Origin of the sequence: Streptomyces sp. NPDC058246, assembly GCF_042881985.1 — a bacterium.
Lineage (GTDB): Bacteria > Actinomycetota > Actinomycetes > Streptomycetales > Streptomycetaceae > Streptomyces.
In genome coordinates this window covers 79,166-104,159 of sequence record NZ_JBHVWZ010000029.1, presented here as the reverse complement: position 1 = coordinate 104,159, position 24,994 = coordinate 79,166, and the positions used below count along the sequence as shown (strand labels likewise).

Genomic DNA, 24,994 nt, shown 5'->3' with positions numbered 1-24,994 from the left:
CTCTTTCAAGACGCGACCTCGACAATGCTCAGTTCCGGGACGGGAAAGACCAGCCGGCCGCCCCACTCGTGCACGAAGGACAGCTGCTCGACCAGCTCGTCCCGCAGGTTCCACGGGAGGACGAGGACGTAGTCCGGTCTGTCGGCGGCTATCCGCTCGGGCGGCAGGATCGGGATGCGGGTGCCCGGGGTGAACCTGCCGTGCTTGTAGGGGTTGCGGTCGACCGTGTACGGGAGCAGGTCGGGCCGGATGCCACAGTGGTTGAGCAGGGTGTTGCCCTTGCCCGGGGCGCCGTAGCCGACGACCGTCTCGCCGCGCTCGGCCGCCTCGATGAGGAACCGCAGGAGGTCCCGGCGCACCTTGGCCACCCGGGCGGAGAACTCGGTGTACCCGGACAGCTCCTGCAGCCCGGCGGCCTTCTCCCGGGCCAGCACGTCGGCCACCCGCTGCGAGGGCTCCCCTGCCACCTCGGCCGGCCGGGCCCACAGCCGGATGGAGCCGCCGTGCGTGGGCAGCAGCTCGACGTCCACGAGCGTGAGTCCGCCGCTCGCAAGGGCTCGGGCCGCGGACGCGACCGTGTAGTACTGGAAGTGCTCGTGGTAGATCGTGTCGTACTGGTTCTCCTCGATCAGCGTCAGCAGGTGCTGCACCTCGATGGAGACCCAGCCGTCGTCGGCGACCAGGGCGCGCAGCCCCTGGGTGAACCCGCCCACGTCGGGGATGTGCGCGTACACGTTGTTGGCCACGACCAGGTCCGCCGGGCCGTGCTCTTCGCGGACGGCGGCGCCGGTGGCCGGGTCCAGGAACTCCGTGAGCGTGGGCACACCCGCGTCCCGCGCCGCGGCGCCGACGTTCACCGACGGCTCGATGCCGAGACAGCGGATCCCCCGGTCCACCACATGCCGCAGCAGGTACCCGTCATTGCTCGCGACCTCGACCACGAAGGCGTCGGGCCCGAGACCCACCCGCTGTACGGCATCCGCGACGAACGTGCGCGCGTGCTCCACCCAGGAGGTCGAGTACGAGGAGAAGTACGCGTACTCCTTGAACGTCTCCTCCGGCGTGATCAGCGGAGGGATCTGCGCGAGCCAGCAGTCGGTGCAGACCCGCAGGTGCAGCGGGTACGCCGGCTCCGGCATGTCCAGTTGGTCCGCGGCGAGAAAGCTCTCGCACGGTGGGGTCGCCCCCAGGTCGACGACGCTCGCCAGCGTCGCCGAGCCGCAGAGTCGGCATCGTGTCATCTACTTCCCCCATCCCTGCCCGCGCGGGTGTCCCCACCGCGAGCCAGTGCTGACCGACCCGCGATCGCGGTGCGGTACCCCTCCACCAGGCGCTCGAGGCCGACGGCCGGGCTGAACCCCTGCTCGTAACGGCGTCGGGCCGCCTGGCCCATCTGCTGGTTGCGGGCCGGGTCGGCCGCGATCCGGCGTATGCAGGACGCGAGCGAGGCCGGCTCGCCCGGCCGGTGCAGCAGCCCGGTCACCCCGTCCTCGACGAGTTCGACGAAGGCGCCATGACCGGCGGCGACCGCCGGGACCGCCGCCGCCATCGCCTCCACGACCACCAGGCCGAACGCCTCCAGCCACGTCGAGGGAGCCACCACGGCGACCGACCGCGCGAGGGCCTCCCGGCACTGGGCCGAGTCGTACAGGCCGACGTACCGCACGTCGTCCCGGCCCGCCGCCCAGGCGGTCACCTCCGGCTCCAGCGGCCCCGTACCGGCGATCACGAGCGGGACGCCCACCCCGCCGTCGGCGGCGAGTTCGTCCCACGCGGCCATGAGCAGCCGCAGGCCCTTGGCCTCCGCGAGCCGGCCGAGATAGAGCAGATGCTCGCCCGCGCCTTCTCGGCGGGCGCCCGGGTCGGGCACGAAGTTGTGCTTCACCGCCAGCCGTTCGGCTGGCATGCCGGCCCGCACCAGGACGTCGCGCTGCGCCGCGGAGATACAGAAGAACCGCTCCACGCCGGACCACCAGCGCCGCCGGTTGACCGACAGGCTGACCGCGAGCGGCACCGTCGCCAGGCGGGAGTTGCGGTAGCAGCCGTGGCGGACGGCGGGCAGCGGCGCCGTCCCGACGCACTCGGTGCACGGTCGGCCGTTCCGCTGCAGGGTGCCGGGAGGGCAGACCTGGGTGTAGTTGTGCAGTGTGGCGACGGCGGGCACGCCGGCGTCGGCGCAGGCGGCGAGGACCGCGGGCGACAGGAGCGGGAAGACGTTGTGGACGTGGACCACGTCCGGCCGCTCGGTGCGCAGCCGGGCGGCGAGTTCCACGCGGACCGCCGGGTTCCACGGCACAAGGAGCGGCACCGCGGCTTTGGCGAGGAGGGACCGGGCGGCGATGGTGTCGCTGCGCCGCTCGAACACCTCGACCCGGTGGCCGGCCGCGCGCAGCAGCTCCACCTCCTGGTCGACGACCTTGTTCTCCCCGCTCGGCTGCGCCGAGGCGTAGTGGTTGTGCACCACGAGGACGTGCATGGTCAGGTCACCTCCGATCTCCGGGCCCAGCGTGGGATGTGTCGTCGAGGGACTGCGGGCGTCGGGAGCGGAGTGGCCGCGGCTGGTGCCGGTGCCGGTGCCGCCAACAGTGAGGCGGCCACGGCCAGATGCAGCAGATACGGCGAGGCGTCGCCCAGGCCGGCCTCGGTGTACGACGCGATCGCGCAGTAGCTGATCAGGAAGATCGCGCAGGCCCTCTGCAGTGACGGTGGCCGCAGCAACGCGACGCCGGCAAGGACGATGATGATCGCCGCCACCAGGGCGACGCCGGTGAGCCCCTGCTCCTGGTAGACGGCCAGCCAGCTGTTGTCGATCGGCAGCCCGCCGAACGACTTGTCGCCCAAGCCCATGCCGAACAGCTGCTCCGAGGTCGACCGGGGCGCTGCCAGCAGGGCGTCCCAGACCTTGGCCCGACCGGTGAGGTTGGAGAAGTTCTCCTGGCTCTGTCCGCGCAGGAACCACGCCTGCAGCGCGGAGCTGAACCCCACCGCGGCCACCGTGGCGCACAGCACCGTCCAGGTGAAGAACCGGCGGGCGGCGGCGCTGGTCAGGATGAGTGAGCCGATCGCCAGCACCAGCCCGATGAGCAGGCCGAGCGTGGCCGTCCGGGTATGGGTCAGCGCGAGCAGGACGAGTGACGGGACGATGACCACCGCCGCGCTGACCCTGTCGGTCCGGCGCCCCAGGACGAGCAGCACGGTGAGCCCTATGATCACCGCGGCGTACTGTCCGATCTGCGGCGGGGTGAGCGGCCACAACGCGCCGACGAGCCGCCCGCCGTAGAGATCGGGCAGGGCCGCGCCCGGTGAGACGACCAGGCCGACGGCCACCGAGCCGAGCACCGCGAAGTACATCCGGATGTGATGCCGGACGAACGTCGGGCTGCCGTCCCACCAGCGGCTGAGCAGCCACAACGTGCCGATGAAGAGGGTGAGCCGGGCGCAGCGGAACAGCGCGCCGAACCCGGCCTCCAGGTTCACGCTGGAGATCATGCTCGGCACCAGCAGCAGGGTGAGCAGGAACACGAAGGCGCTGGCTCGGATGCGCAGCCGGAGATTGATTGCGAGCGCCAGGGCGAACGCGGCGACCAGCGCGCCCATGGTGACCATCTGGATGAGGGAGCGGGGCAGCGGGATGATGGTCTTCGCCCCGGCTGAGCCGAGCGTGTTGAGGACCAGCAACCCCCAGACGATCCCGACGATCTTCGGTGTGCCGACAGGGCGCGGTTCGGCGCCGGGCTGCGTGCCCGCCGTGTCCGGTCCGCCCGGCAGCCCACCGCGCCGCAGGCCCTCGCCCATCTCAACCACCGGCCTGTGGGTCGAGGGTGCTGCCCGCGTCCTGCTGGTAGGGCGTGACCTGCCACTGTTCGAAGTCGAGCACCCGGCTCGGGTCGTGGGCGACGAATTTCCACGGTCCGAGGTAGACGTTGTCGTGCCAGCGGTTGTGCTGCTTGCGGGTGATCGCGTCAGCCACCCGTTCGCCCTGGTACGGCGACCAGTCCGGATAGGTGCCGTAGTTGGCAAGGACCGCCATGCGGTCGCACTTCACTGTGCACTTGACGACGGACTTGTCCAGCACGAAGCGGTTGTCGTGGATGTCCACCCGCTGGGTCTTCCACCGGCAGTCGGCGTAGAGCGGTGCGGCGGCGATCGCCGGCTTCGCGCAACGGTCGGTGTCCCGCACCAGCAAGGTGCAGTCACCGGACGAGGTGTTGGCCGGGCTGTTGCAGAACCGGTCGGCGTTTTCCCACAGGGTGATCCCGGACCAGTTGTTCTCCAGCACGTTCCGGTAGATCTCGATCTTGTTGGTGCGGGCTCGGACCCGTGGTTCGCCGCCGGACTCGGACAGGTAGACGGTCGCGTACGGGAAGTCGTCGCCGCGGTCGGCTTCCCTGCGGCCCTCGACCCAGTTGTTCCGCCGGATCGTGTTGTTCCGGATGACCGCGTTGTAGCTGGTCTCGTAGATCAGTGCGGCACCGTCGTTGGCCTCGAGCACATTGTTCTCGATGCGGAAGTCGTTGTTGTTGGTGTCCGCCCACAACCCGGTTCCGCGGTTGTCGTGCACCCAGTTGCCGCGCACGTCGGCGCCGTTGACGGCCCAGAACTTGATGCCTCCGGTGCAGCCGCAGCCCTTCCGCCGCCGCTCCCAGTCGCCGGTGTTGTTGCCCACGATCTCGTTGTCCTCGACCACCAGGCCGGCGATGCGGCCGTTCGCCTTGTAGGCGTTCATGCCGTACTGGCCGTTGTCGCGCAGACAGCTGGCGCGGACCTGCTGGCGGGCACCGGCCATCAGCCCGGCGCCGGAGTTGTCCTGAATCGTCGCGTGCTCGATCACCCACCCGTCGGCCGAGTCATGGTTGACCACGCCCTCGTCCGGCGGCGCCACGAAACGCTGCACGGTCAGGTAGCGGATGGTGACGTCGCGGGCGGTGCCGCCGAACGCGTACTGGTTCTTCTTCCGGCCGTCGAGAACCGCGCCCGGCGCACCGAGGTAGCGGTCCCCCTCCTTGGGGATGACCTGGGCGTAGCGGTCCGGTTCGAGCCTGTGCGTGCCCGGTCGAAGCCAGAAGGTGGTGTTCGGGGGGCTGCTCTTGGTCTTCGCCGCCAGGTCACCGACCACTGCGGGGTCGACGGTCACCGCGCCCGACGGCGCCTTCGCCGGACCGGCCGCGGGCTTGGCGCACACCCGGGCCACGGATCGGGTCGCCGACGTGGTCGGCGCGGCCTTCGCCTCCGCCCCGGCGTCCGGCGTGCTCTCACAGCCGGTCGCCGCCAGCAGGGCCAGCGCCAGCGGTGCCGCCGCCAACTTCCGCCTCTTGATCCCCACGCGCCCCCCTAGCCGCGGAACCTGAGCACGGTGGTGAACCCCTGCGCGCCGTCGGCGAAGCCGGTGCCGACCAGCGTGGTGGCAGGTTCCTTGCGCCCGAATCCGGCGGAGTACCAGCCCAACGGCGGGTCGCTCTCGCCGCGATGCGCCTGCCAGCGCAGCTGCCCGGGCAGGTCGAGCACCGCGGAGCGGTCCTCGCCGTCACGGGTCCAGGTGAGCAGGGCGCGGTTGCCCGCCAGGTCCGCGGCGATCGCCGGGCCGAGGTGGAACGCCAGGTGCACGGCCCGACGGGGGCCGCGCACCTCGTCGACCACCCTCAGCTCCTGGCTCGCGGCCGTCAGCTCCACCCTGCGGCGGTGCACGGAGCGCTGGTAGCCGTCGTGCTCGGCACACCAGCGGGCCACACCCTCGTCGGATGTGTCCGCGGCCAGGACGCGGCTGCGGGCCTGCCGGGTCCACAGGAACGGGCCGCCGGAGACGGACTGGTCGCTGCCGTCCAGTTGCAGGGTGTTGTGGCCGAGGGTCGACCGGAAGTACTGCCGCCACTCGGGTTGCCCGTGGTAGCAGTACGTCCCCGGGTCGGCGAGCACGTCGACCCCCTCGTGCCGGACCTCCACGGACAGCGCGTCCGCGTGGGCATGCGCGGCGATGGACAGGAAGCCGTGCGGACCACCGTCGCAGCGACACCAGATCCCCGCCGGACCGCGCAGGATGGTCATGCCCGCGTCGGCGAAATGGGCCGGCCGACTTGCCGGGCGGGTCACGGCCGGTGCGGTTCCGTTCTTCGAGTACGGCCGGATGAGCGCGGCCAGCAGCGGGGTGCGCACATCGGTTCCGGTCACCGCCGGCCACCAGGCGAGCCTGCCGAACACGGCGTCCCCGGTGGCCAGCAGCGAGGCCCAGCGGTCGGTGCCCGCGCCGTCCACGATCAGACCGTGCCCGTCGTCCGCGTCCCCCTGGCGCGGCGGCCGCAACCGGCTGTCCACGATGGCCGCGAGCGCGTCGGTCATCCGCAGCAGTACCAGCCGGATCGACGCGGGGACCGGCACGCCTGCGGCGTCCGCCTCGGCCACCGCGGCCAGGCCGAGCTCCAGCACAAGTCCGTGATATTCGGTGGCCAGCTCGCGGTTGAGGCCGGAGTCGAAGGTGTTGCCGCGCAGCTGCCGCTCCAGCGACCGCAGCGCGCCGGCTCGCCAGCGCGCCGAAGAAGGAAACCACCCGAACGCACAGGCCGCGGCGAACTGCCCGGCGGCCTCGGCGATGACGTGGTTGTTCGCCGAGGAACCCCGGCTGGGGAAGGCGGCCAGCCAGCGCTGGTGGTGCCAGATCTGGTTCAGCGCCACCGGGTTGTCCTCGAACAGGCCGGCCGCGCCCGGCCAGCCGTCGAGCAGCCGGCGGATCCACACCCAGGACAGCAGCCGGATGCCCAGTTCGATGCCGCTGATCCAGTGCACGCCGCGCAGCGGTGGGTTGGCCGCCCACCACGACCGCAGGTGCTCGGCCACTCGCTCGGCGTACCGCTCCTCCCCGGTGATCGCGTAGGCGGCGGCGAGCACGGTGAGGTACTGATGCCGGGACAGCTCCCAGATCTGCTTGATGTCCCCGACCGCGTCCTCGTTCCGGTACGGCACGTCGAAGGCGTAGCCCCACGGGGCCCGGCGCCCGGTCTTCGGGTCGCACCACCAGTCCGGGTCGTCCAGATCGTCGCGGACCACCCCGAAGAACTCGGCGTGCCCGTACATCAGCCGGTCCGCCTCGGCGATGAGACGTTTCGCGGCGTCCGGAGGTATTGCGGCGATCGTCCCGACGGGCAGTACCGCGGTGAACCGGGCGCCGGTCACGCTCGGGCAGTGCGGCCGCGCCGACCGCCACCGCCGTCTGCGCACGGCGTCGCCCACCCGCCCGCCTACCTCCCGCGGTCCCATCCGGGACAGCCGTCGCAGGTACCAGCCCGCGCTCATGGTCATCGTGCCCTCGCCAGTGTCACCGGCGCGCCGCCGGCCAGGCCGGCCTGCACGGCGAGGGTGGCCGACGTCGTGGCGACCAGCGACTCCAGCGGCACCGGCATCGGCGTTCCGGTCCGCACGGCCTTGATGAACGCGGCCAGCTCTGCGGACTGGCCCTTGTCCCGGGCCTTGGGCAGCCGCGAACTGACCCACTTCTTGCGGCCGACCCCCCCTTCTGCAAACACCGAGGCACGAACGAAGTCGTCGAGCCGCAGCACCTTGCCGTCCGCGATGAGGTCCAGCGTCTCCTTGGGGAAGCCTGCCGCGCCGGTGGTGACGTAGCTGATGGTGGCGGTGGACCCGTCCGGGTAGCGCAGCACGACCTGCAGGTCCTCGTTGCCGGACGCGGCGACGGCGTACACCGATACCGGGTCGGCCTCGAGCAGCCAGCTCGCCGTGTCGATGAAGTGTCCGCCCTCGCCGGCGAACCGCGAGCCCTCGGTGCCCTGTTGGAGGTACCAGCTGCCGTGCTGCAGCCGGCCCGCGTTGACCAGGTAGCGCAGGCTCGCCGGACCGGTCCGGGCGCCGAACCGCATCCTGGCTTCCTGGAGCAGCGGCGCGAACCGGCGGTTGAAGCCCACCTGCAGCCGGTCGTTGCCGGACTCCTGCACCGCCGCGAGTACGCCGGCAAGCTCGTCCTCGGTGAGGGCCAGGGGCTTCTCCACGAACACCGTCTTGCCGGCCAGGAGCGCCTTCCGGGTCAGTTCGGCGTGCGAGCTGTGCCGGGTGACGACGAACACCGCGTCGATGGACGTGTCGCCGAGCACGGCGTCGAGATCGGTGGTCGCCTCGGCGAAGCCGAACTTCCGCTGCGCGTTGGCCGCGGACAGCGCGGTCGTGGTGACGACCGTGGACAACTCGACGCCGTCGCGCTGTGCCAGGTGCGGCAGCAGCATCGACGTCGCGTAGTTGCCCGCGCCGACGAACGCGAGGCGCACCGGCGTCTTGGCGGACCGGGCCGGGGTGGACGCTCCGCCGCTGCGTCTGTTCACCGCGGGCACGGTCACCGCCGGGGCCTCCGCTTCCCCCGCTTCCTCTTTCTGCTCGGGGTACCGGAACAGCACGGCCACGGCCTTCAGGTCGCCGTCTTTCAGGCGCTGATACGTCGCGACGGCGTCAGCGAAGTCGGCGACGTGGGAGACCAGGGGCTCCACGTCGACGCTGCCGCGGGCGAGGAGATCGAGGAAGCATGCCAGGTTGCGGCGCTCGGTCCAGCGCACATAGCCGATCGGGTAGTCCCGCCCCTCCAGCTCGTACTCCGGGTCGTAGCGCCCGGGGCCGTACGAGCGCGAGAACCGGACGTCGAGCTCCTTCTCGTAGTACGCGTTCCACGGCAGGTCCAGGCGGCACTTGCCGATGTCGACGACCCGGCCGCGGTCCCGGCAGAGCCGGGCGGCCAGCTCGACGGGCTGGTTGCTGCCGCCGCCGGCGGCCAGGTACACCTGGTCCACGCCGTGACCGTCGGTGAGTTCGGCGACGGCGACTTCCACGGCCGCGGACGCGGGATCGCCGCAGGCCGCGGCGCCCAGGCGCTCGGCGAGCTCGCAGCGCACCGGGTCGGGGTCGACCCCGACCACGCGGACCCCCGAGGCGGTGAGGAGCTGCGCCACCAGCTGCCCGATCAGCCCGAGGCCGATGACAAGGGCCACCTCGCCGAGTTGCGGCTCGCCTTGGCGCACGCCCTGCATCGCGATCGACCCGACGGTGCCGAAGGCCGCGTGGCGCGGCGCGAGGCCGTCCGGCACCGGGGTGTAAAGGTTCTTCGGCACCCAGTTCAGCTCGGCGTGCAGCGCGTGCTCGTTGCCGGCGCAGGCCACGAGGTCGCCGACCTTCACGTCGTCGATCCCGGTGCCGACCTGCTCGACCACCCCGCTCAGCGAGTAGCCCAGCGGCGTGTAGGAGTCCAGCTTGCCCATCACCTTGCGGTAGGTGGCGGGCACCCCGTTGGTGGCCACGCTCTGCATGACCTTGGCCACCTGGTCCGGCCGGGAACGGGCCTTGCCCAGCATCGACATGCCGGCCTCGGACACCTTCATGAGCTCGGTCCCGGTGGATATCAGCGAGTAGGCGGTGCGGACCAGCACGCCGCCCGGTTTGCACCCCGGCACCGGCACGTCGAGCACCGCCAGCTCGCCGCTCTTGTAGTTCTGAACAACCTGTTTCACCCGAGCTCCTCTTGTTTCTACGCCGTCACGCCGCTTTGCTCTGGCCGGAGCCAGAGGTCGCGTCGCGATACCAGTACTCGAGCGTCAGCACATGCCACAGATGCTTGGAGAAGTCCCGCTGCCCGGCGGCGTCCTCGGCGACCATGCGCGCCAGGGCGTCGCGGCGCAGGAGCCCGGAGTTGACGAGCACGCCGTCGTTGACCACCTCGCGCACCAGCGGTGCCAGATCCCGGCTCATCCAGGCGCGCAGCGGGGCGCTGAACAGGCCCTTGGGCCGGTAGACGATCTCCCGGGGCAGGATCGAGGTGGCCGCCTCCTTGAGGACGACCTTGCCCTGCCGTCCGACGATCTTGCGATCGCCGGGCACGGCGAACGCCGCCTTGACCACCTCGACGTCCACGTACGGCACCCGCACCTCGGTCGAGGCGGCCATGCTCGACCGGTCCGTGTAGGCGAGGTTCAGGCCCGGCAGGAACATCCGGGTGTCGCCCAGGCACATGCGGTTGACGAAGTCGTCGAGGTCGTTGTCCTGGTAGATGTCCGCGTGCTCGGTCAGCACGTCCTCGACCGTCCCGGCCAAGTCCGGATCGACCAGGGCGAGCAGCTCGTCCTGGTCGTACATGGTGTAGCTGCGCCGGAACGCGGTCTCCTCCGGCAGGTCGGCGAAGGAGAGGAACCGCTTCGCGAAGCGCACCGACCGGTACCCCCGGCGGGCCGTGGCGACCGGCAGCCTGTCCACGGCCCTGGACAGGCCGTGCCGCAGGGGCCGCGGGACGCGCTGGTAGCGCAGCGCGAGCAGGTTGGCCAGGTGCTTGCGGTAACCGGCGAACAGCTCGTCGGCACCCATCCCCGAGAGCATCACCTTGACCCCGGCCTCCCGGGCGGCCGAGCAGATCAGAAACGTGTTGATCGCGGCGGGGTCGCCGATCGGCTCGTCCAGGTGGTACGTCATCTGCGGCAGCAGGTCGAGCACATTCGGAGCGATCTCGATCTCGTGCAGGTCGACGCCGAACCGCTCGGCCACCCGCCGGGCATAGTGCAGGTCGTCCGGCATCGCCTCGAACTTGGCGTCCTCGGCGCGGAACCCGATCGTGTAAGCGGAGATCCCGGGTTGCCGGCGCGCCGCGAGCGCGGTCAGGTAACTGGAGTCGAGACCGCCGGAGAGGAAGGTCGCCACGGGTACGTCGGAGAGCATGTGCCGCCGGGTCGACTCCTCGACGATGGCGGCCAGGTCCGGCTGTTCGCCGGCCCGGGCGCGCTCCCGGCCCTCGGCGGCGACGTCCCTCAGGTTCCAGTACTGGCCACGCTCCACCCGGCCGTCGGGACGGCACCGGAGCCAGCTCCCCGGCGGCAGCTTCTCCGCTTCGCGGAACGCGCAGCGCGAGTCCGGCACCCAGTAGTACAGCAGTGAGGCAACCAGCGCCGCATGGTCCACCTCGAGCGACCCACCGGTGGCGGCGGCGAGCGCCTTGAGCTCGGAGGCGAACACCAGACCCTCACCGCGCCGGAGCAGGAACAGCGGCTTGATGCCGAGCTGGTCGCGGGCGAGCACCAGCTCACCGGTTCGCTCGTCGAAGATCCCGAACGCGAACATGCCGCGCAGCCGGGGCAGGCAGTCCGTGCCCCAGCGCCGCCAGGCCTCGAGCAGCACCTCGGTGTCGGAGGTACCGCGGAAGCGCACCCCGGCGGCTGCCAACTCGGCCCGCAGCTCGGGCGCGTTGTACAGCTCGCCGTTGTACGTAAGGGCGAGGCCGCCCGAGACCATCGGCTGAGCGCCGGTCTCGGACAGGTCGATGATGGCCAGCCGGCGGTGCCCGAGGTGCACTTCGCCGTCACCGACGAGGTGGCTGTACCGGCCCGCCCCGTCCGGACCGCGGTGGGCGAGCGTCTCGGTGAGCCGGTCGGTCACGACCTTCCCATCCGGCCATCGGTACGTACCTGCGATGCCACACATGTCTTACCGCGCCTCCTGGTCGATGTCCGGGACTCGTGTCCATGACGGCCGCTCCGTCCGCGGCCGGCCCGTCACGTTCTGCCGGGCCAGCCGCTCGTTGTGGCCGCGCAGCGCGGTGTGCAGCCCGTCCCACAGGGTGCCGTCGGTCCGGTCCCGCGGATCGGGGTCGATCAGCACCACACCGATCACCGGAATGAGCAGGTCCGCGAGTTGCCGCGACACGGTGTGCAGCCATGCGGCGCTGCCGTGCCCGACACGCACGACGAGCACGGTCTGGGTACCGAGGTCCTGGAGGCCGGTCCACGCCGTGCCGGGCGCCACCGAGCCGACACCGAGTCGGCGCTCCTCATGCGACACGGCCGTGGCACGCTCGCCGCTGACCACGGTCGGGTCTCCTGGCTTGGGGCGGCGGCCCGCGAGCTGGGGGCCGGGCAGACCGTCGATGATGACCACCGGCCCCTCCGCCGCCAGTGCCTTGGCGAGGTCCAGGGCGATCACGCTCGCGCTGCGCGCACAGCCCAGTTCCAGCAGCGACACCGGTTCCGCGGAGCCGCGCACGGTGCGGGCCAGGGTCGCGGTGAGCCGTTCGCGTGCCACCCGGGTCCGGCGGCGCTGCCACAGCCTGCCCGACCGGCGGGGCAGCTCCGCGATGACCGAGGCGCCCAGGTTCGCCGCGATGTCCCGGCGCAGCACGGGACGGTCCGCCACCACCGTGCCGACCGCGGCCACCGCCAGCCCGAGGAAGAGCCCGAGGACGAGCCCGATCGCGGCGTTGGTGGCAGCGGCCTTGGGCAGGGAGTGCCGCACCGCGCGCGGGGCGTCCACGATCTGCGTGCCGGCGATGACCTTGGGCGTGCCGGTGCGCGCCTCCTCGGCGCGTTGGTCGAAATCGGCGATCCGTGAGTCGAGTTCGGCCCGGCGGGCGAAGAGCGACTCGATGGTCGCCGACGCCTTCGGGTCGCTCTCCGGCGATCTGCCCCCGATCGCCTTGTTGACCTGGGCGAGTTCGTCCCGCATGCGGTCGCGCTGGTCGGCCAGGGCCTTGGACTCGGCCTTCGCGGCTTCCTGCATCCGACTCACGTGGTCCGCTACGAACGCATCGGCCAGCGCCTTGGCCCGGGCCACCGCTTCCGCGTCGCTGCCACCCGTCACATCGATCTGGAGCAGGTTGTTGGTCAAGCCGGTCCCCCGGTAGTCCCGCATGAAGTCCTCGGGTTTTTCCGGGGACTTGAGGGACTGCAGGGCCTTGGCGGCGATCCGCGTGGTCCGCAGCAGCTCCACGTCGGTGCGGATCAGCGTTCCGGTGTCGTTCGGCTGGTCCTCCTCATGCGCGACCAGCACCTTGGTCACCGCGGCCGGCGGCTGCGGCCGCAGGACCGCCAGCGCCGCGCCGACCAGCAGCCCCACGAGCGCCAGGGAGCACCAGAGGCGGCGGCGCCTGCGCACCGCCACCACCAGCGCCTGCAGGTCAAAGAGCGGAGTGGCCGCCGACGACTCCGAAGTCGTGCGCGTCGTCACACTGAACCTCCCGTCGCGTGACCGCGAACCGCGAACGCCACAGTGTCGTCGTCCGGAGGATGGACGGCGGATCGCGTCGGACGGGCCCGGACCATGCCGGCGACGACGATGCCGACAACCTCATGCCTGCCGTCCGCACACGCCTCGGCGATGCCGGAGAGCTCCTCAGCGGTCCAGCTGCCCGCGCTGAGCACGACCAGGGCACCGGACTCCGTGTCGCGGTCCGGCACTGTCGGCCGGTCCACCGAAACCTCCACCACCCGCAGCAGCGGATCGCTCTTGGCCTCGGCGACGAGCTGCCCGGCGGCCCGGCGGGCGGTCTCGTCGCCGTCCGGTACGACGACCAGCAGCCGCCGGGGGGCCGGCAGCTGGTCCCGGAGGCGAGCGCACACCCGCCGGTAGCGGATCCGCGTGCCGGCCTCGTCGCCGGACGTCTGCGGGGTCGGTATGTCCCACCGGGTGTCGAGGCCGAGGAGTCGGCGGATCCGGGCCCGCGGGCCACGGCCTTCTGGCCGGTGCGCGCGCCGTTCACCCGGCACGTCGACGGTGCCGAGCAGCGACGAGCCCAGCGCCGCGGCGATCTCCGCTTCGGTGCGCAGTCGGCGATTCACCCGTGCGGCGACGAGATGGCCGATGACCGCGAGCAGGAAGAACAGCACCGCCCCGGCGATGATGAGCTGCGTCCTCGTCGGCGGCGCCTCGCCGGTCGGCCGGGCCGCCGGCCCCATGACGACCATGCCGGCCTTGTTGGTCGCCGGGTCGGCCTCGTCCAGCTTCGTCATGGCCTCCTCCAGCGAGGTGCGCAGCTTCTCGAGGTCGGTGCGGGCCTGCACGCTCTCCACGGTCTGCCCCGGATCGGCCGCATTGGCCAGGTCGGTGATGCGGCGGTTGGTCTCCGCCACCTTCTGCCGCAGCGCCTCAGTGCCGGTAGCCGCGTCGGAGTCGGCGCTGCCGCCCGCGATCCGCTCGGCGAATGTGACGAATTGCTGGGCCATCCGGTCGGAGAGCTGCTGCGCGCGCTCCGGGGTGTCGGCCGTACCCGAGATCTTGATGATGTTCCCGTCGGCGGCCTTGGCGGTCACTCGATCCCGCAGCTCGGTGCCGCTGACTCCACTCCAGTGGAGAGCGGCGGCCGCGCGGTCGACCACCGTCGAACTGGTCGCGATATCCACCTGAGTGAGCAGCTCGCGCTCTTCCCACTGCCCCGGCAGCAGTACCGATGCCGACGTCGTGTACCGCGGCGGGAACACCACCGAGGCGCCGTAGCCGACCATCGCGCCCACCACGGCGAGGACGGCGAGTAGCCGCCACCGCCGACGGAGAATCCGCCCGATCGTGACCAGGCGGATCGTGTCATCGCTCAACGACGCTGCCTCTTCCCTGTGCGGACCGGGTCGGTCGCCGACACCGGGGTGTGGTCACGGCACGCAGCGGCGTAGGCGGCGAGCAGCGACGCTTGCGAGTTCCGCCAGGAGAGCTGTCCGCTGATCCGCTCCTGGCCGACCTTGCCCATCTGGGCCCGCTTCTGCGGATCGTCAAGGAGCAACGCGATGAGTTTGGCGAATTCGGCCTCGTCGTTGGCGGGCGCGTAGAGGGCGGCGTCACCGGCGGAGACGCGCGCCTCCCGGAGGTCGAACGAGACGATGGGCCGGCCCATCGCCATGTACTCCAGGACCTTGTTCATGGTCGACACGTCGTTGAGCGGATTGCGCGGGTCGGGGGAAAGGCACACGTCCGCGGTGGACAGGTAGCGCACCAGGTCGGCGTCCGGAATGCGCCCGGTGAACTGCACCTGCTCGGAGAGTCCGAGCCGCCGGGACAGCTCCACCATCGCGTCGAAGGCGTCGCCGGAGCCGACGAACACCGCATGCCAGTCGGTCCGCCCGAACTCGTCGCGCAGCTTCGCGAGGGCGCGCAAGGCGTAGTCGACGCCGTCCTGCGGGCCCATGACGCCGAGGTAACACAGCAGATGAGGCTTGCCGCGCTTCAACTCCGGCTCCGGAGGCACCGGTTGGAACCGGTCGGTCTGGGGCGCGCTGCGCACCACGAAAACGTCCGATGCCCGCCGACCGCCACGGCGCAGCGCGACGTCCCGGTAGCTCTCGTTCGTGGCGAGCACGACGTCCGCGGCCCGGTAGGTCAGCCGTTCCAGCGCGCACACGGCGCGATAGAGCAGATCCTCGCCGCGGTCGAACCGGGAGAGATACAGCTCGGGTACCAGGTCGTGCTGGTCGAAGACGAACCGTGCCCCGCGCCGCTTCAGCCACAGCGCCGGCAGGAACAGCAGGTCCGGCGGATTGCAGGCGTGCACCACGTCGACCGGGCCGACCTTGCGGGCCAGCCGGACCGTATGCCACAACGCCGATCCGTACTCCCGCAGGTAGCCGGCCGGCCCTCCGGTGGCCGCGCGCAGCGGGTAGCGGTGGATCCGCACCCCGTCGATCTCCGCCTCCGGCTCCGTGTCCCGCTTGCTCCCCCGGGGACAGATGACGTGCACCGTCCAGCCCGCGTCGCGCAGCGTCGTGCACTCCTGCCACACCCGCCGGTCGAACGGCACCGACAGGTTCTCCACCAGGATCAGCGCGCGCCGGTCCGGCCGGTCGCCGCCGGCTGTGTCTTGAAACGACCTGTCACCAAGCAAGGCCCACGTACCCCGGTTCGGCCCGGCGCGCTTCGGCGTCGGGAAGGCGGATGAGGTCGATCAGCACCGGTCCTTCGCCATGGGGCAGCGCTGACACGACGGCCGGGTCCCTGGTCCCGACCAGGCACACCTCGGCGTGCTCGAGCACCTCGCCGACGGAGTCCGCAAGCAGCTGCCCGAGGTGCGGCAGCCGGGTCTCGATGTACTCGCGGTTCGCGCCGATCAGCCGGGAGAGGCTCACGTTGGCGTCGTAGATCCGCAGGTCGTAACCCTTGCCGAAGAGCCGCTCCGCCAGCTCGACGAGCGGGCTCTCGCGGAGGTCGTCGGTGCCGGGTTTGAAGGACAGCCCGAACAGGCCCACCCGGCGCTTGCCGGTGCGCTCGACCAGGTCCACCGCGCGCTGCAGATGGTCGGAGTTGGAGGGCAGCACATGGGCGAGGATGGGCACCGAGACGTCGGCCCGCTGCGCGGCGTGGATCAGGCTGCGCAGGTCCTTGGGAAGGCAGGAGCCACCGAAGGCGAAGCCGGGCCGCAGATAGGCGGGACTGATGTTCAGCTTGCGGTCGGCCAGGAACACGTCCATCACCTGGTGCGAGTCCACCCCGAGCGCCTGGCACACCGCGCCCAGCTCGTTCGCGAAGCCGATCTTGAGGCCGTGGAACGCGTTGTCCGCGTATTTGATCGCCTCGGCCGTCGGGACCGGCACCCGGAACACCTCGCCGGGCAAGCCGTCGTACAACGCCGCCACCACGTCGCCGCTCGCCGGGTCGAGCTCACCGATGACGGTCTTGGGCGGGTCGAAGAAGTCCCGCACGCTCGTGCCCTCGCGCAGGAACTCCGGGTTGACCGCGACCCCGAAGTCCGCCCCGGCCGTGCCGCCGACGTACTTCTCCAGGATCGGTATCAGCAGGTTCATGCAGGTGCCCGGGAGCATGGTGCTGCGGAACACGACGGTGTGCCGGCCGCCCCGTTCGGCCAGCGCGGCGCCGATCTGTTCGGTGACCCGCTCCAAGTACGTGGTGCACAGGCTGCCGTTGGGCTCCGACGGTGTGCCCACGCAGACCAGCGACACCTCACTGTCCATGATCGCCTCGCGGACGTCGCCGGTGGCGCGCAACGCTCCGGTCCGCACGACCTCGGCGATGAGCTCGCCGATCCGCTCCTCGACCACGGGGGCCTTGCCCTCGTTGACCAGGTCGACCTTCGCCTGGTTCACGTCGACCCCGATGACTTCGTGACCAAGGCTCGCCAGGCACGCGGCCGACACGCAGCCCACGTAGCCGAGCCCCAGGACGCTGACTCTCATGACCCGTTCCTCCCCCCAGGCAGGCCCTTTTGGCCTGCGGTCCGTGCGCCGACCGGACAACGCCCCCCGCGCATCAGTAGGCCCCCTGCCCCTGGAGCACCGCACGCAGCGTCTTCCACAAGATCACCGTGTCGAGGGCGAGCGACCAGTCCTCCACGTATCGCAGGTCAAGGCGGACGGCCTCCTCCCACGGCAGGTCGCTGCGCCCGCTGATCTGCCACAGGCCGGTGAGTCCGGGCTTGACGAGCAGCCGCCGCCGGATGTCCGGGCCGTACGCGGCGGACTCCTCCGGCAACGGAGGCCGCGGACCGACGAGCGACATCGATCCGGTGAGCACGTTGAAAAGCTGCGGGAGCTCGTCTATCGAGTACCGGCGCAGCGCTGCTCCCACCCGGGTCACCCGCGGATCCCGGCGGAGCTTGAACAGCACGCCGGCGCCCTCGTTGCGGTCGGCCAGCTCGGTACGGGCCCCGTGAGCCCCGGCGACCATGGTGCGGAACTTGAGAATGGTGAACTCGCGGCCGTCCTTGCCGACCCTGCGCTGGCGGTAGAACGCCCCGCCCCTGCTGTCCACCAGCACGAGCAGCCCGACGAACACCATCAGCGGCGCGAACAGCATCAGCAGGATCGCCGCACCCATCCGGTCGACGACCCCTTTGATCGCCCGGCGACCCCCGGTGAAGGTCGGCATGCTGACCCGCAGCAGCGGTATCCCGAGCACCGCGTCGACGTGCAGCCGCGGGCCGGCCACCTCCATCAGCACGGGGGCCACGACCATCTCGGCGTCACTGCCTTCGAGGTTCCAGGCCAGCCGCTGCAGCCGGTCCGGTGACCAGTGCGGGTCCGGTGTGACCGCGACGACGCGGTAGCCGTCGTGGCGGACGTGCTTGGCGACGTCCTCCAGCAGGCCGATGACCGGCACTCCGTCCAGTTGGTCGCCGTCGAGCCCGCGACCGTCCGTCGTGCACACCGCCTCCACCCGCCAGCCGAGGTGCGGGAACTTGCGGGTTCGGTTGATCAGGTCGCGCACGGTGGCCGGGCTCCCGGCAGCGAGCACCGGTCTCAGGCACTGTCCTTCCTTGCGCTGTTTGTGCAGCCAGAGGCGGAGCAGATACCGCGCGGTCATCGTGACGAGCGCGATCGCGGGGATCGCGACGAAGATCCAGAGCTTGATGTTGCGCGAGGTGAGGGCGATCCCGCCGAGCGCCAGTACGACGGTCGCCGTGAACAGTGAGCGTCCGAGCCGGCGGAATTCCTCGGCACCCTGGCCGAGCACGGCCGGAGACCACGACCGGCTTACCGCAAGCGCTCCCAGCACCAGCAGCTCGGTGCCGAATGCGAGAATTCCCCACTTCTCGTGCCAGTTGGCCGCGTCCCGGGCCCCGAAGAAGTTGCCGATCGCCCCAACCACCATGGCGGTGGCCACGGTATCGCTGATGATCACGGTACGGCGGTACCGCTGCTCCCAGTCATTCGGCGGCCGGCTCAATGCCCCGTTCGCCAGACGCCCGCGCGCCGACGGAAAAGGGCCGACTAATCCCCCCTGCCGCACAGAACCCCCCCGGTCCCCAGTGGTACGACGTGGTCGCCCGACACTCTTCCTCCCCCCGGGAGGCCCCCGCCCCCCGCACAGTTCCTCCCCTCGGGAGGCCCCCGCCCCCCGCGCCGCGCTGTTCCTCCCCCCGGGAGGCCCTCGCCCCTCGCGCATGACATCCCGGCTAATTCAGCGCTGCTTGAACAATCCACCCGGAACCCGTCGGAACCTCGGGCGCTCCTGACACCCAAAGCCCCCTTTCGGGCTCCAAGAATTGATCAACCCCACGTCTGGCGGCGGAGACGCGGCTGCTGGCTGTACGCAACTTTTGACCCAAGATCATCATTTGTCGCCTCGTGTCCCAGCATGTGAAGCACGGTCAATCTAGACCATCGAGGCCCGTCTGAAGAGAGGGATGTGTGTAATTTGTGCTCAAGATTTGAAGCTCAATCCTGGGATCGGTGACCGTGCGGGTGCCTCGATGACGAAGACGTGCCCTGTGACCTGTGACGACGGGAGTTCTCCGGGCTGCCGCACCGGCAACTCCGGGGCGTCCTGGCACTGCCAACTGGGCCGCGCCCAGGGCCTGTCCGGCGGAACTCGTCGGTGAGCACGGGGCGGTGGATGCGGGTGTAGGCGATCGACGGCACGAGCTCCCGCGGCGGACGGACCGCGAAGATCCACCTGCCGGTCGACGTCCGTTACCGCCCGCTCGCCTTCCAGACATGCCGGGGGCGCCCGCCCGCCTACACAGGTCATGGCCCGTTTGCGGGCGCCGGGCGGATCGGCCGCCCCCGCAGGACGCCAGATGCGGTCCTGGCCGAAAAGGCGCCCCCCTTCTGCCAGACCTGGTGTGTCGAACCGAGACGTCATCCGCTTGTCGGTCACGGGGCCGGCCGGCCCGGCCGAACGGGGAAGCCAGACCGGACCAGTTGGGAACACCGCTGATCCGGGGTCTGCATCCTTCGGGTCGCCACAGGTCACAACTCCGTGCGCGGACGGGATCATTGGGACGGGACACCGGGCTGCCGGGGAGCGCGCCGCGCAACTGACCGGTCAGCGGCCCGAGTCAGTCGTTCACATGCTCTGTCAGCCGCGAGCCATGGCGGTGGAGCCCGAGAGCCGTTCCCCCGCTTCGTAGATCATGTACGGCACTCCCCCGTCGGTGCCGAACGACGGGGCGGCGGAACGGCCGTTCTCGGGCGCGCCGCTACGGGAGTTGTAGAAGACCCCGAGGTGGTTGCGCTCGCTGAAGTCGTTGCCCACCTCCGTGATCATCAGGTCGCCGCCGCTCTCCTTGTCCTTGTTGTCCGGCAGCGGTCCAGGAAGCGCTGGATCGCGGTGCGAGCCACGGTCTTGGCCATCCGCTGGGCGGCCGTGGGGCACTCGTGCGGTCCAGCACCGTACGCGGCACCGGCCGAGGCCGTGCGAGCTCTCGTCACAGCCCCTCTCGACGCGGAGGAGCTCGACCTCGATTCCCTCCAAGCGGCCGCCACCATCCGGCACGCACGGCAACGCCGCGACGCCGCCCAAGAGTTGGGTCTCGGGGCACCGGACACGGAAGACTCCACCGTGCCACGCGAGAACACTCCTCCCTCCCGCGAACGCGGCCGCCAGGTCAGCATCGCTGCGCACCTGTCCCACCCGCTCGTGGCTGAGGCGCTGCGCCGGCTTCCCTAGCCGCCCAGCCCCGCTCTGCGCCACCGTCACCTGGGACTTCCTGACCCGATCTTGGGGAGCTGACCGTTGCGCCCGGACAAGGCGTCGAGGACGCCGACGAACTCACGTGGCGCACGACACGCGCCGTGGCGGATTGCGCAAGGGAAGGAGAAGGGAATTGATATGGGCGCGCCATGACCCCTCGAAGGGAGCACATTCTCGTGACGGCCGCAGCGCCTCCCATACCCAAGGCAGCCGGATGGCTCCCGCTAGTGGGCCACGCGATACCGCTCTTGCGCGACAACCTCGGCTTCATTGCTTCGCTCCGCGAGGCCCACGGCCCCGTGGTCGAGATCCAACTGCAGCCCGGACAGCGGACCATCATCGTTCAGGACCCCGAGCTGATCCGCACCATGCTGGTCACCCTCGGTCCGGACCTCGACAAAGGCCGATTCTTCGACAAAATGGGCCAGCTCCTCGGCGACAGCGTGGTCACCGCCGCAGGCCGGGTCCATACACGCAAGCGCCGCCAGCTCCAGCCGGCCTTCACGCACACCGAGATCGCCTCGTACGTCGACACCATGCGCGAGCAGGTGAACCTCGCCATCGGGGGCTGGACTCCCGGGCAGACCCTTGATGTGCGCGAAGCGATGGTTGGGCTGTCCCTGGACATGCTCGCCAAGACCGTCTTCTCCGGCAGCCTCGACGAAGAAACCTTCCGGCGCCTGCGCGCCGACCTGTCGGTGGTGATGTCCGGCGTCGGCACCCGCATCATGATGCCGGACTGGGTGGAACGCCTCCCACTGCCCTTCAACCGGCGCTTCAACGACGCCCGAGACGCCGTACGCGCCACCATCAGCAACGCGGTGGACGAACTCAAGGCCTCCGAGCACGCCACCGGCGACATGCTCTCGATGCTGCTGCACGCCAAGGACGAGGAAACCGGCGAACAACTCTCGGAGCACCAGATCTGCTCCGAGATCCTCACCCTGGCGGTCGCCGGCACGGAGACCACAGCCTCCGTGCTGTCCTGGGTGCTGTACGAACTCGCGCGCAGCCGCGACATTGAAGACCGCGTCCACACCGAACTCGACGAAGTCCTCGGCGATCACCCAGTGACCTTCGACGACCTTACCCAGCTCCCGTATCTGAACCGTGTCATCACCGAGGCTCTGCGCCTGCACCACACCGGATGGCTCGTCACCCGCCGCACCATCACCGAGACCCGCCTCGGGCCGTGGACGCTGCCGGCCGGAACCGAGCTGGCCTACTGCCAGCACGCCCTGCACCGCGACCCACAGCACTTCCCCGACCCCCTCAGATTCGACCCTGACCGATGGCTGGACGACACCCAGACGCGGCTGTCTCCAGGGGCGTTTCTCCCCTTCGGCGCGGGCAAGCACAAGTGCATCGGCGATCGTCTCGCCCTCACCGAGCTGATCACCGCGATCGCCACGATCACCCGGGCAGTCCGCTTCGAACTCGCCCCAGGCCAGACTGTGCGGCCGGTGGCCCTGGCCACCGTCCGGCCCCGCCCCATGCAGATGACCGTCAGACTCCGGGAAAGCTCCAGCCGGAAGTCCAGCGCGACGACCGGGAGTTGAACGTCGCCACGGCCAGACGGATTCCGGCCGGACCCAGCGAAGTGGTGTCCCGGCGGTCCGCCGCGGGAAGACACCGCTTCCCCAGACCCCATTGATCAGGAAGGGCCCTGGGCATGTTCCCGATAGGAACGCCCCGCTCAGTCGCCCGGCTCACGCCGCTCGGCCGGGCCTACGACGCTCTCCAAGCGAAGCTCGCACTGGCGAAAAGGGCCCCGTAGAAGTCCTGGTAGACGGCTGCAGCCATCTGCGTGCGCATGCGGGGGCTGCAGCCCTCTACCAGGACTCGGAGGAGGAGCCTAGCGGCGCTGTCGACGAGCGGCGATGACTGCGGTGAGGATCTCGTCCATCGCATCCGGGTCCTGGCTCAGATCTTCCGTACTGCGCGCCGCGACCCCTGTGGGGCGTGTGTGTCGGCTCCGGGAGGTCAGGTGGCGGTTCCGTGGTGGTCGTTGCCGGCCTGGCGGAGTTGGTCGGCGTGGTGGGTGATGGTGGCGATGCGGGCTGCGAGGTCGGGGTGGTCGGCCTTGAGGTGTGTGTGGGTGTCGGCGAGTGGGGCGATGAGGCGGGCGGCGTCGTTGTCGGCGAGGGCTTCGGCGAGCCGGGCCAGGGGTGTGCGGGCACGAGTGGGGAGGTCGGTGAGGGCGGTGATCTGGCCGGCGAGTTGGCGTAGTTCGGCGGCGTTGGTCCGGGCCCAGGCGGTGATGGTGCGGTCGGCGGCACGGCGGTTGCGGGTGGCTTGTACACGCTGTTCGCCGGTGGTGCCGGGTGTTCCCGGGCGTACGCGCAGATAGCGGCGTTCGGCGGCCTGGCGGCTGGCGACGCCCAGGGGGTGGGCGAGGTCCGCCCAGCTGGAGCCTGCTGCCCGGGCTGCCTCGATCAGGCCTGGTTCCCATTCTGCGAGTCGGTCGCGCAGTTCACGCAGCAGGAGGAGTGCGGCCAGGGCCTGGTCCGCACTGGCCGGCCCGTCCTGGGGGTGCGTTCCGGTCTGCGGGGTCTGGGCGGTACGGACGGCCTCGTTGATCGTGTTCAGCGCTGCCGCAGCAGCGAAGAACGAGGTGGGGTCACGGGGCTCGGGGGAGGTGTTCATGAAGATCCTCTCGGACTGTCACCCTTTGGACGACACTTCGCTTGTCATCGTTTGGATGACATGTTACAACGGTGTCAGACGAAGCGCATTGGCAGTTCCTGCCGGACCTGTGGAGGTGGTTTCACGATGTTGATGCGCACTGACCCGTTCCGCGAACTCGACCGGCTCGCCCAGCAGCTGACAGGTGCGACCGGCACCTGGTCCAGGCCCTCGGCGATGCCGATGGACGCCTACCGGGAGGGCGAGGAGTACGTGATCGCCCTCGACCTGCCCGGTGTCGCGAAGGACGCGATCGACATCGATGTCGAGCGGAACATGCTCACCGTCAAGGCCGAGCGCCGCCCCGTCGTGAAGACCGACGACGTACAGATGGAGCTCTCCGAGCGTCCCCTGGGTGTCTTCTCCCGCCAGCTGGTGCTGGCCGACACCCTGGACACCGAGCGCATCACGGCCGACTACGAAGCCGGGGTGCTGACCCTGCGGATCCCGATCGCCGAGCGCGCCAAGCCCCGCAAGATCGCGATCGGCGGGGAGTCCGAGCACAAGCAGATCAGCGGCTGAGGAGCCAGTCCTCGACCGCGCCGACGGCGGAGGACGGGCATCGATCTCCCCCTCTGGTCCCGTCCTCCGCCCTACGTCCATCGCACAACGACGTAAAGGGGCAGTGGTGGCCATGCGATGGGAAGCATTCCTCGACCACGTGCGGGAACGCGGTGAGTACGCCACACCCCAGGAAGCCGAACGGGCCGCACGCACCGTTCTGGCATTGCTGGGCGCGCATCTGGTGGGTGAGGTCAGAGCCGAGCTGGCCGCCCGGCTCCCGGAGACCTTCGCGATGATTCTTCTCAACCCGCTGCAGGCCACCGAACCGCTCCCACCGGAGCGTTTCCTGCGGGCCACCGCGGCATGGATCGAGGGAGCCAGCGAACAGACCGCGGCTTGGGACGTCAGCGCCGTACTGAGCGTGACCGCCGATGCGGCGGGCGACGAACTCACCCGCCGCATCCTGCTCCAGCTCCCCCCGGGCTACGACCTCCTCTTCGGCCGCCCCGAGCGCACCTGAGCCCAGGAAAGCGCGACCCGCTCACCACATCAGCAGGGCCGGCCCACACCCACCCGGCCGGCCCTTCCCACTGGCGGCAACGCCCTTGCACGAGAAAGGCAACCACTCCCCGATGCTTCCGCTGCGTGAACCGGCCGCTGCCCGACCCGGCATGACGTTTCACCAGATGCTGGAAAGAATCCGGTACGAAGGCGCGTATCCCACCCGAGAGCGTGCCGAGGCCGTCACGCGGGCCGTGCTGGCGGCCCTGGGCCGCCGGCTCACCGGCGACGAACGCGTCGACCTCGCCGCCTGTCTCCCCACCGAGGCGGCCCTCGTCTTCACCGGCCAGATCCCCGACCGTCAACAGCTCACCGGCTGGGGCTTCGTCAAGGACCTGGCCACCCGCACGAGCGGCACGCCTGCGACCGCTCGCTGGGACACCGGAGCCGTCCTCACCGTCGTCGGCCACCTGGCCGGCCCCGCTCTCCTGGACCGCATCCTCGCCCAGCTCCCGTCCGGATACGCGCTGCTGTTCGGCCGCGCCGAACTCACCCAAGCCGCCTGACCGGTTCCGGGCTGGGAAGGTGCCGGGACAGCTGTAGTGGCTGAGTGCGGGGTCTGAACAGTGAAGGGCTCCGGCGATGACATCGTCGGAGCCCTGCCTGCGGGCTGCTGTCGGCGGACCGGTCAGGCCGCCATTCAGCCGCCTTGCCATGCACAGTCGGGAGGGGGACCTGCCGTCGGCTTCGTGGCCGGCGGGTCAGGCGTCCGCCGTGCCGCGCGACACAACAGCAGCCCGGTGGTCCTCGTTGATGCGCTGGGCTTCTTCGAGCTGGCCTTCGAGGACAACGATGCGGCAGGCGGCCTCGACCGGAGTTGCCTGGTCGACGAGTTCGCGGGCGCGAGCGGCGATCTTCAGCTGGAAGCGGGAGTAGCGGCGGTGGCCGCCCAACGCCGGCTCCGAAGGCACCAACCGGGTCATCAAGACCATCGCCCGCGACTCCTACGGCTTCCCAACCCCGGCAACCAGCGCTTACGCACCCGCTGCGCGACCACCCGTCGAGCCCGTGGACACCTCGATGGCCGCTAATTTCGTTGAGCCCGCGCCCTGCCATCGTGTTGGCTAGCGGCACCGAACTGTCAGTACCGCAG

At 70.6% G+C, this 24,994-nt stretch carries 17 protein-coding genes and 2 pseudogenes; 4 read left to right on the top strand and 15 right to left on the bottom strand.

Features of this window, described 5'->3' with window-relative positions; all coding sequences use genetic code 11:
• Window positions 1-5 precede the first annotated feature (5 nt).
• The 13 genes and pseudogenes from ACFVXA_RS31965 to ACFVXA_RS31905 form a co-directional block, all read right to left on the bottom strand.
• The gene (locus tag ACFVXA_RS31965) at window positions 6-1,241 is read right to left on the bottom strand and encodes a class I SAM-dependent methyltransferase (RefSeq protein WP_390027991.1); all 1,236 of its coding nucleotides are present in this window, start codon (window positions 1,239-1,241) and stop codon (window positions 6-8) included.
• Window positions 1,238-2,476, bottom strand: coding sequence for a glycosyltransferase (locus ACFVXA_RS31960; RefSeq protein ID WP_390027988.1), 1,239 nt, complete (start codon window positions 2,474-2,476; stop codon window positions 1,238-1,240). Before ACFVXA_RS31960 ends, ACFVXA_RS31965 begins: the two co-directional genes overlap by 4 nt.
• A 2-nt stretch (window positions 2,477-2,478) precedes the next feature.
• Complete coding sequence (locus ACFVXA_RS31955; protein WP_390028000.1) at window positions 2,479-3,795, bottom strand: O-antigen ligase domain-containing protein; 1,317 nt, start codon at window positions 3,793-3,795, stop codon at window positions 2,479-2,481.
• A gap of 1 nt (window position 3,796) precedes the next feature.
• The gene (locus ACFVXA_RS31950; protein ID WP_383907653.1) at window positions 3,797-5,323 is read right to left on the bottom strand and encodes a right-handed parallel beta-helix repeat-containing protein; all 1,527 of its coding nucleotides are present in this window, start codon (window positions 5,321-5,323) and stop codon (window positions 3,797-3,799) included.
• Window positions 5,324-5,331: 8 nt separating this feature from the next.
• Window positions 5,332-7,290, bottom strand: coding sequence for an alginate lyase family protein (locus tag ACFVXA_RS31945; RefSeq protein WP_390027986.1), 1,959 nt, complete (start codon window positions 7,288-7,290; stop codon window positions 5,332-5,334).
• Window positions 7,287-9,494, bottom strand: coding sequence for a bi-domain-containing oxidoreductase (locus ACFVXA_RS31940; RefSeq protein ID WP_390027984.1), 2,208 nt, complete (start codon window positions 9,492-9,494; stop codon window positions 7,287-7,289). Before ACFVXA_RS31940 ends, ACFVXA_RS31945 begins: the two co-directional genes overlap by 4 nt.
• 25 nt (window positions 9,495-9,519) lie before the next feature.
• Complete coding sequence (gene asnB / locus ACFVXA_RS31935; RefSeq protein WP_362015102.1) at window positions 9,520-11,448, bottom strand: asparagine synthase (glutamine-hydrolyzing); 1,929 nt, start codon at window positions 11,446-11,448, stop codon at window positions 9,520-9,522.
• 3 nt (window positions 11,449-11,451) lie between these two features.
• A complete protein-coding gene (locus ACFVXA_RS31930; RefSeq protein ID WP_390027981.1) occupies window positions 11,452-12,966 on the bottom strand; it encodes a Wzz/FepE/Etk N-terminal domain-containing protein in 1,515 nt (504 codons plus the stop codon).
• Window positions 12,963-14,330: a Wzz/FepE/Etk N-terminal domain-containing protein gene (locus ACFVXA_RS31925; RefSeq protein WP_362015096.1), complete on the bottom strand. Its 1,368-nt coding sequence runs from the start codon at window positions 14,328-14,330 to the stop codon at window positions 12,963-12,965. The genes ACFVXA_RS31930 and ACFVXA_RS31925 overlap by 4 nt, the downstream gene beginning before the upstream one ends.
• A complete protein-coding gene (locus ACFVXA_RS31920) occupies window positions 14,327-15,607 on the bottom strand; it encodes a glycosyltransferase family 4 protein (RefSeq protein WP_362015093.1) in 1,281 nt (426 codons plus the stop codon). Before ACFVXA_RS31920 ends, ACFVXA_RS31925 begins: the two co-directional genes overlap by 4 nt.
• On the bottom strand, window positions 15,597-16,913 hold the full coding sequence (locus ACFVXA_RS31915; protein ID WP_362015091.1) for a nucleotide sugar dehydrogenase: 1,317 nt from the start codon (window positions 16,911-16,913) through the stop codon (window positions 15,597-15,599). The genes ACFVXA_RS31920 and ACFVXA_RS31915 overlap by 11 nt, the downstream gene beginning before the upstream one ends.
• Window positions 16,914-16,986: 73 nt before the next feature.
• On the bottom strand, window positions 16,987-18,465 hold the full coding sequence (locus ACFVXA_RS31910) for a sugar transferase (protein ID WP_383907633.1): 1,479 nt from the start codon (window positions 18,463-18,465) through the stop codon (window positions 16,987-16,989).
• Between the two features lie 1,071 nt (window positions 18,466-19,536).
• Window positions 19,537-19,755 (bottom strand): annotated as a pseudogene (locus ACFVXA_RS31905) (hypothetical protein); the annotation flags it as partial.
• Window positions 19,756-20,300: 545 nt separating this feature from the next.
• Between ACFVXA_RS31905 and ACFVXA_RS31900 the strand changes: the two are divergent.
• Complete coding sequence (locus ACFVXA_RS31900) at window positions 20,301-21,710, top strand: cytochrome P450 (RefSeq protein WP_383907630.1); 1,410 nt, start codon at window positions 20,301-20,303, stop codon at window positions 21,708-21,710.
• Between the two features lie 424 nt (window positions 21,711-22,134).
• Here the strand turns inward: ACFVXA_RS31900 and ACFVXA_RS31895 are convergent, their stop codons facing one another.
• Entirely contained in the window at window positions 22,135-22,797 is a 663-nt protein-coding gene (locus ACFVXA_RS31895) for a type III effector protein (protein WP_389747232.1), read from the bottom strand.
• A 126-nt stretch (window positions 22,798-22,923) separates the two neighbouring features.
• Between ACFVXA_RS31895 and ACFVXA_RS31890 the strand changes: the two genes are divergently transcribed.
• The 3 genes from ACFVXA_RS31890 to ACFVXA_RS31880 all read left to right on the top strand — a co-directional run bounded on the left by ACFVXA_RS31890 (window position 22,924) and on the right by ACFVXA_RS31880 (window position 24,407).
• Window positions 22,924-23,358: an Hsp20/alpha crystallin family protein gene (locus ACFVXA_RS31890; protein WP_384400244.1), complete on the top strand. Its 435-nt coding sequence runs from the start codon at window positions 22,924-22,926 to the stop codon at window positions 23,356-23,358.
• 112 nt (window positions 23,359-23,470) lie between these two features.
• Complete coding sequence (locus tag ACFVXA_RS31885; protein WP_362015079.1) at window positions 23,471-23,860, top strand: DUF2267 domain-containing protein; 390 nt, start codon at window positions 23,471-23,473, stop codon at window positions 23,858-23,860.
• A 112-nt stretch (window positions 23,861-23,972) separates the two neighbouring features.
• Window positions 23,973-24,407, top strand: a complete 435-nt coding sequence (locus tag ACFVXA_RS31880) for a DUF2267 domain-containing protein (protein ID WP_383907625.1) — start codon at window positions 23,973-23,975, stop codon at window positions 24,405-24,407.
• Between the two features lie 195 nt (window positions 24,408-24,602).
• Here the strand turns inward: ACFVXA_RS31880 and ACFVXA_RS31875 are convergent.
• Window positions 24,603-24,818: pseudogene (locus ACFVXA_RS31875) on the bottom strand (MerR family transcriptional regulator); the annotation flags it as partial.
• Window positions 24,819-24,994 lie beyond the last annotated feature (176 nt).

Coding starts and splice junctions, on each gene's coding strand:
- ACFVXA_RS31885 (WP_362015079.1), top strand. CDS start 23,471: ATGCGATGGGAAGCATTCCTCGACCACGTGCGGGAACGCGGTGAGTAC.
- ACFVXA_RS31900 (WP_383907630.1), top strand. CDS start 20,301: ATGACCCCTCGAAGGGAGCACATTCTCGTGACGGCCGCAGCGCCTCCC.
- ACFVXA_RS31965 (WP_390027991.1), bottom strand. CDS start 1,241: ATGACACGATGCCGACTCTGCGGCTCGGCGACGCTGGCGAGCGTCGTC.
- asnB (WP_362015102.1), bottom strand. CDS start 11,448: ATGTGTGGCATCGCAGGTACGTACCGATGGCCGGATGGGAAGGTCGTG.
- ACFVXA_RS31945 (WP_390027986.1), bottom strand. CDS start 7,290: ATGACCATGAGCGCGGGCTGGTACCTGCGACGGCTGTCCCGGATGGGA.
- ACFVXA_RS31915 (WP_362015091.1), bottom strand. CDS start 16,913: ATGAGAGTCAGCGTCCTGGGGCTCGGCTACGTGGGCTGCGTGTCGGCC.
- ACFVXA_RS31960 (WP_390027988.1), bottom strand. CDS start 2,476: ATGCACGTCCTCGTGGTGCACAACCACTACGCCTCGGCGCAGCCGAGC.
- ACFVXA_RS31955 (WP_390028000.1), bottom strand. CDS start 3,795: ATGGGCGAGGGCCTGCGGCGCGGTGGGCTGCCGGGCGGACCGGACACG.
- ACFVXA_RS31895 (WP_389747232.1), bottom strand. CDS start 22,797: ATGAACACCTCCCCCGAGCCCCGTGACCCCACCTCGTTCTTCGCTGCT.
- ACFVXA_RS31890 (WP_384400244.1), top strand. CDS start 22,924: ATGTTGATGCGCACTGACCCGTTCCGCGAACTCGACCGGCTCGCCCAG.
- ACFVXA_RS31880 (WP_383907625.1), top strand. CDS start 23,973: ATGCTTCCGCTGCGTGAACCGGCCGCTGCCCGACCCGGCATGACGTTT.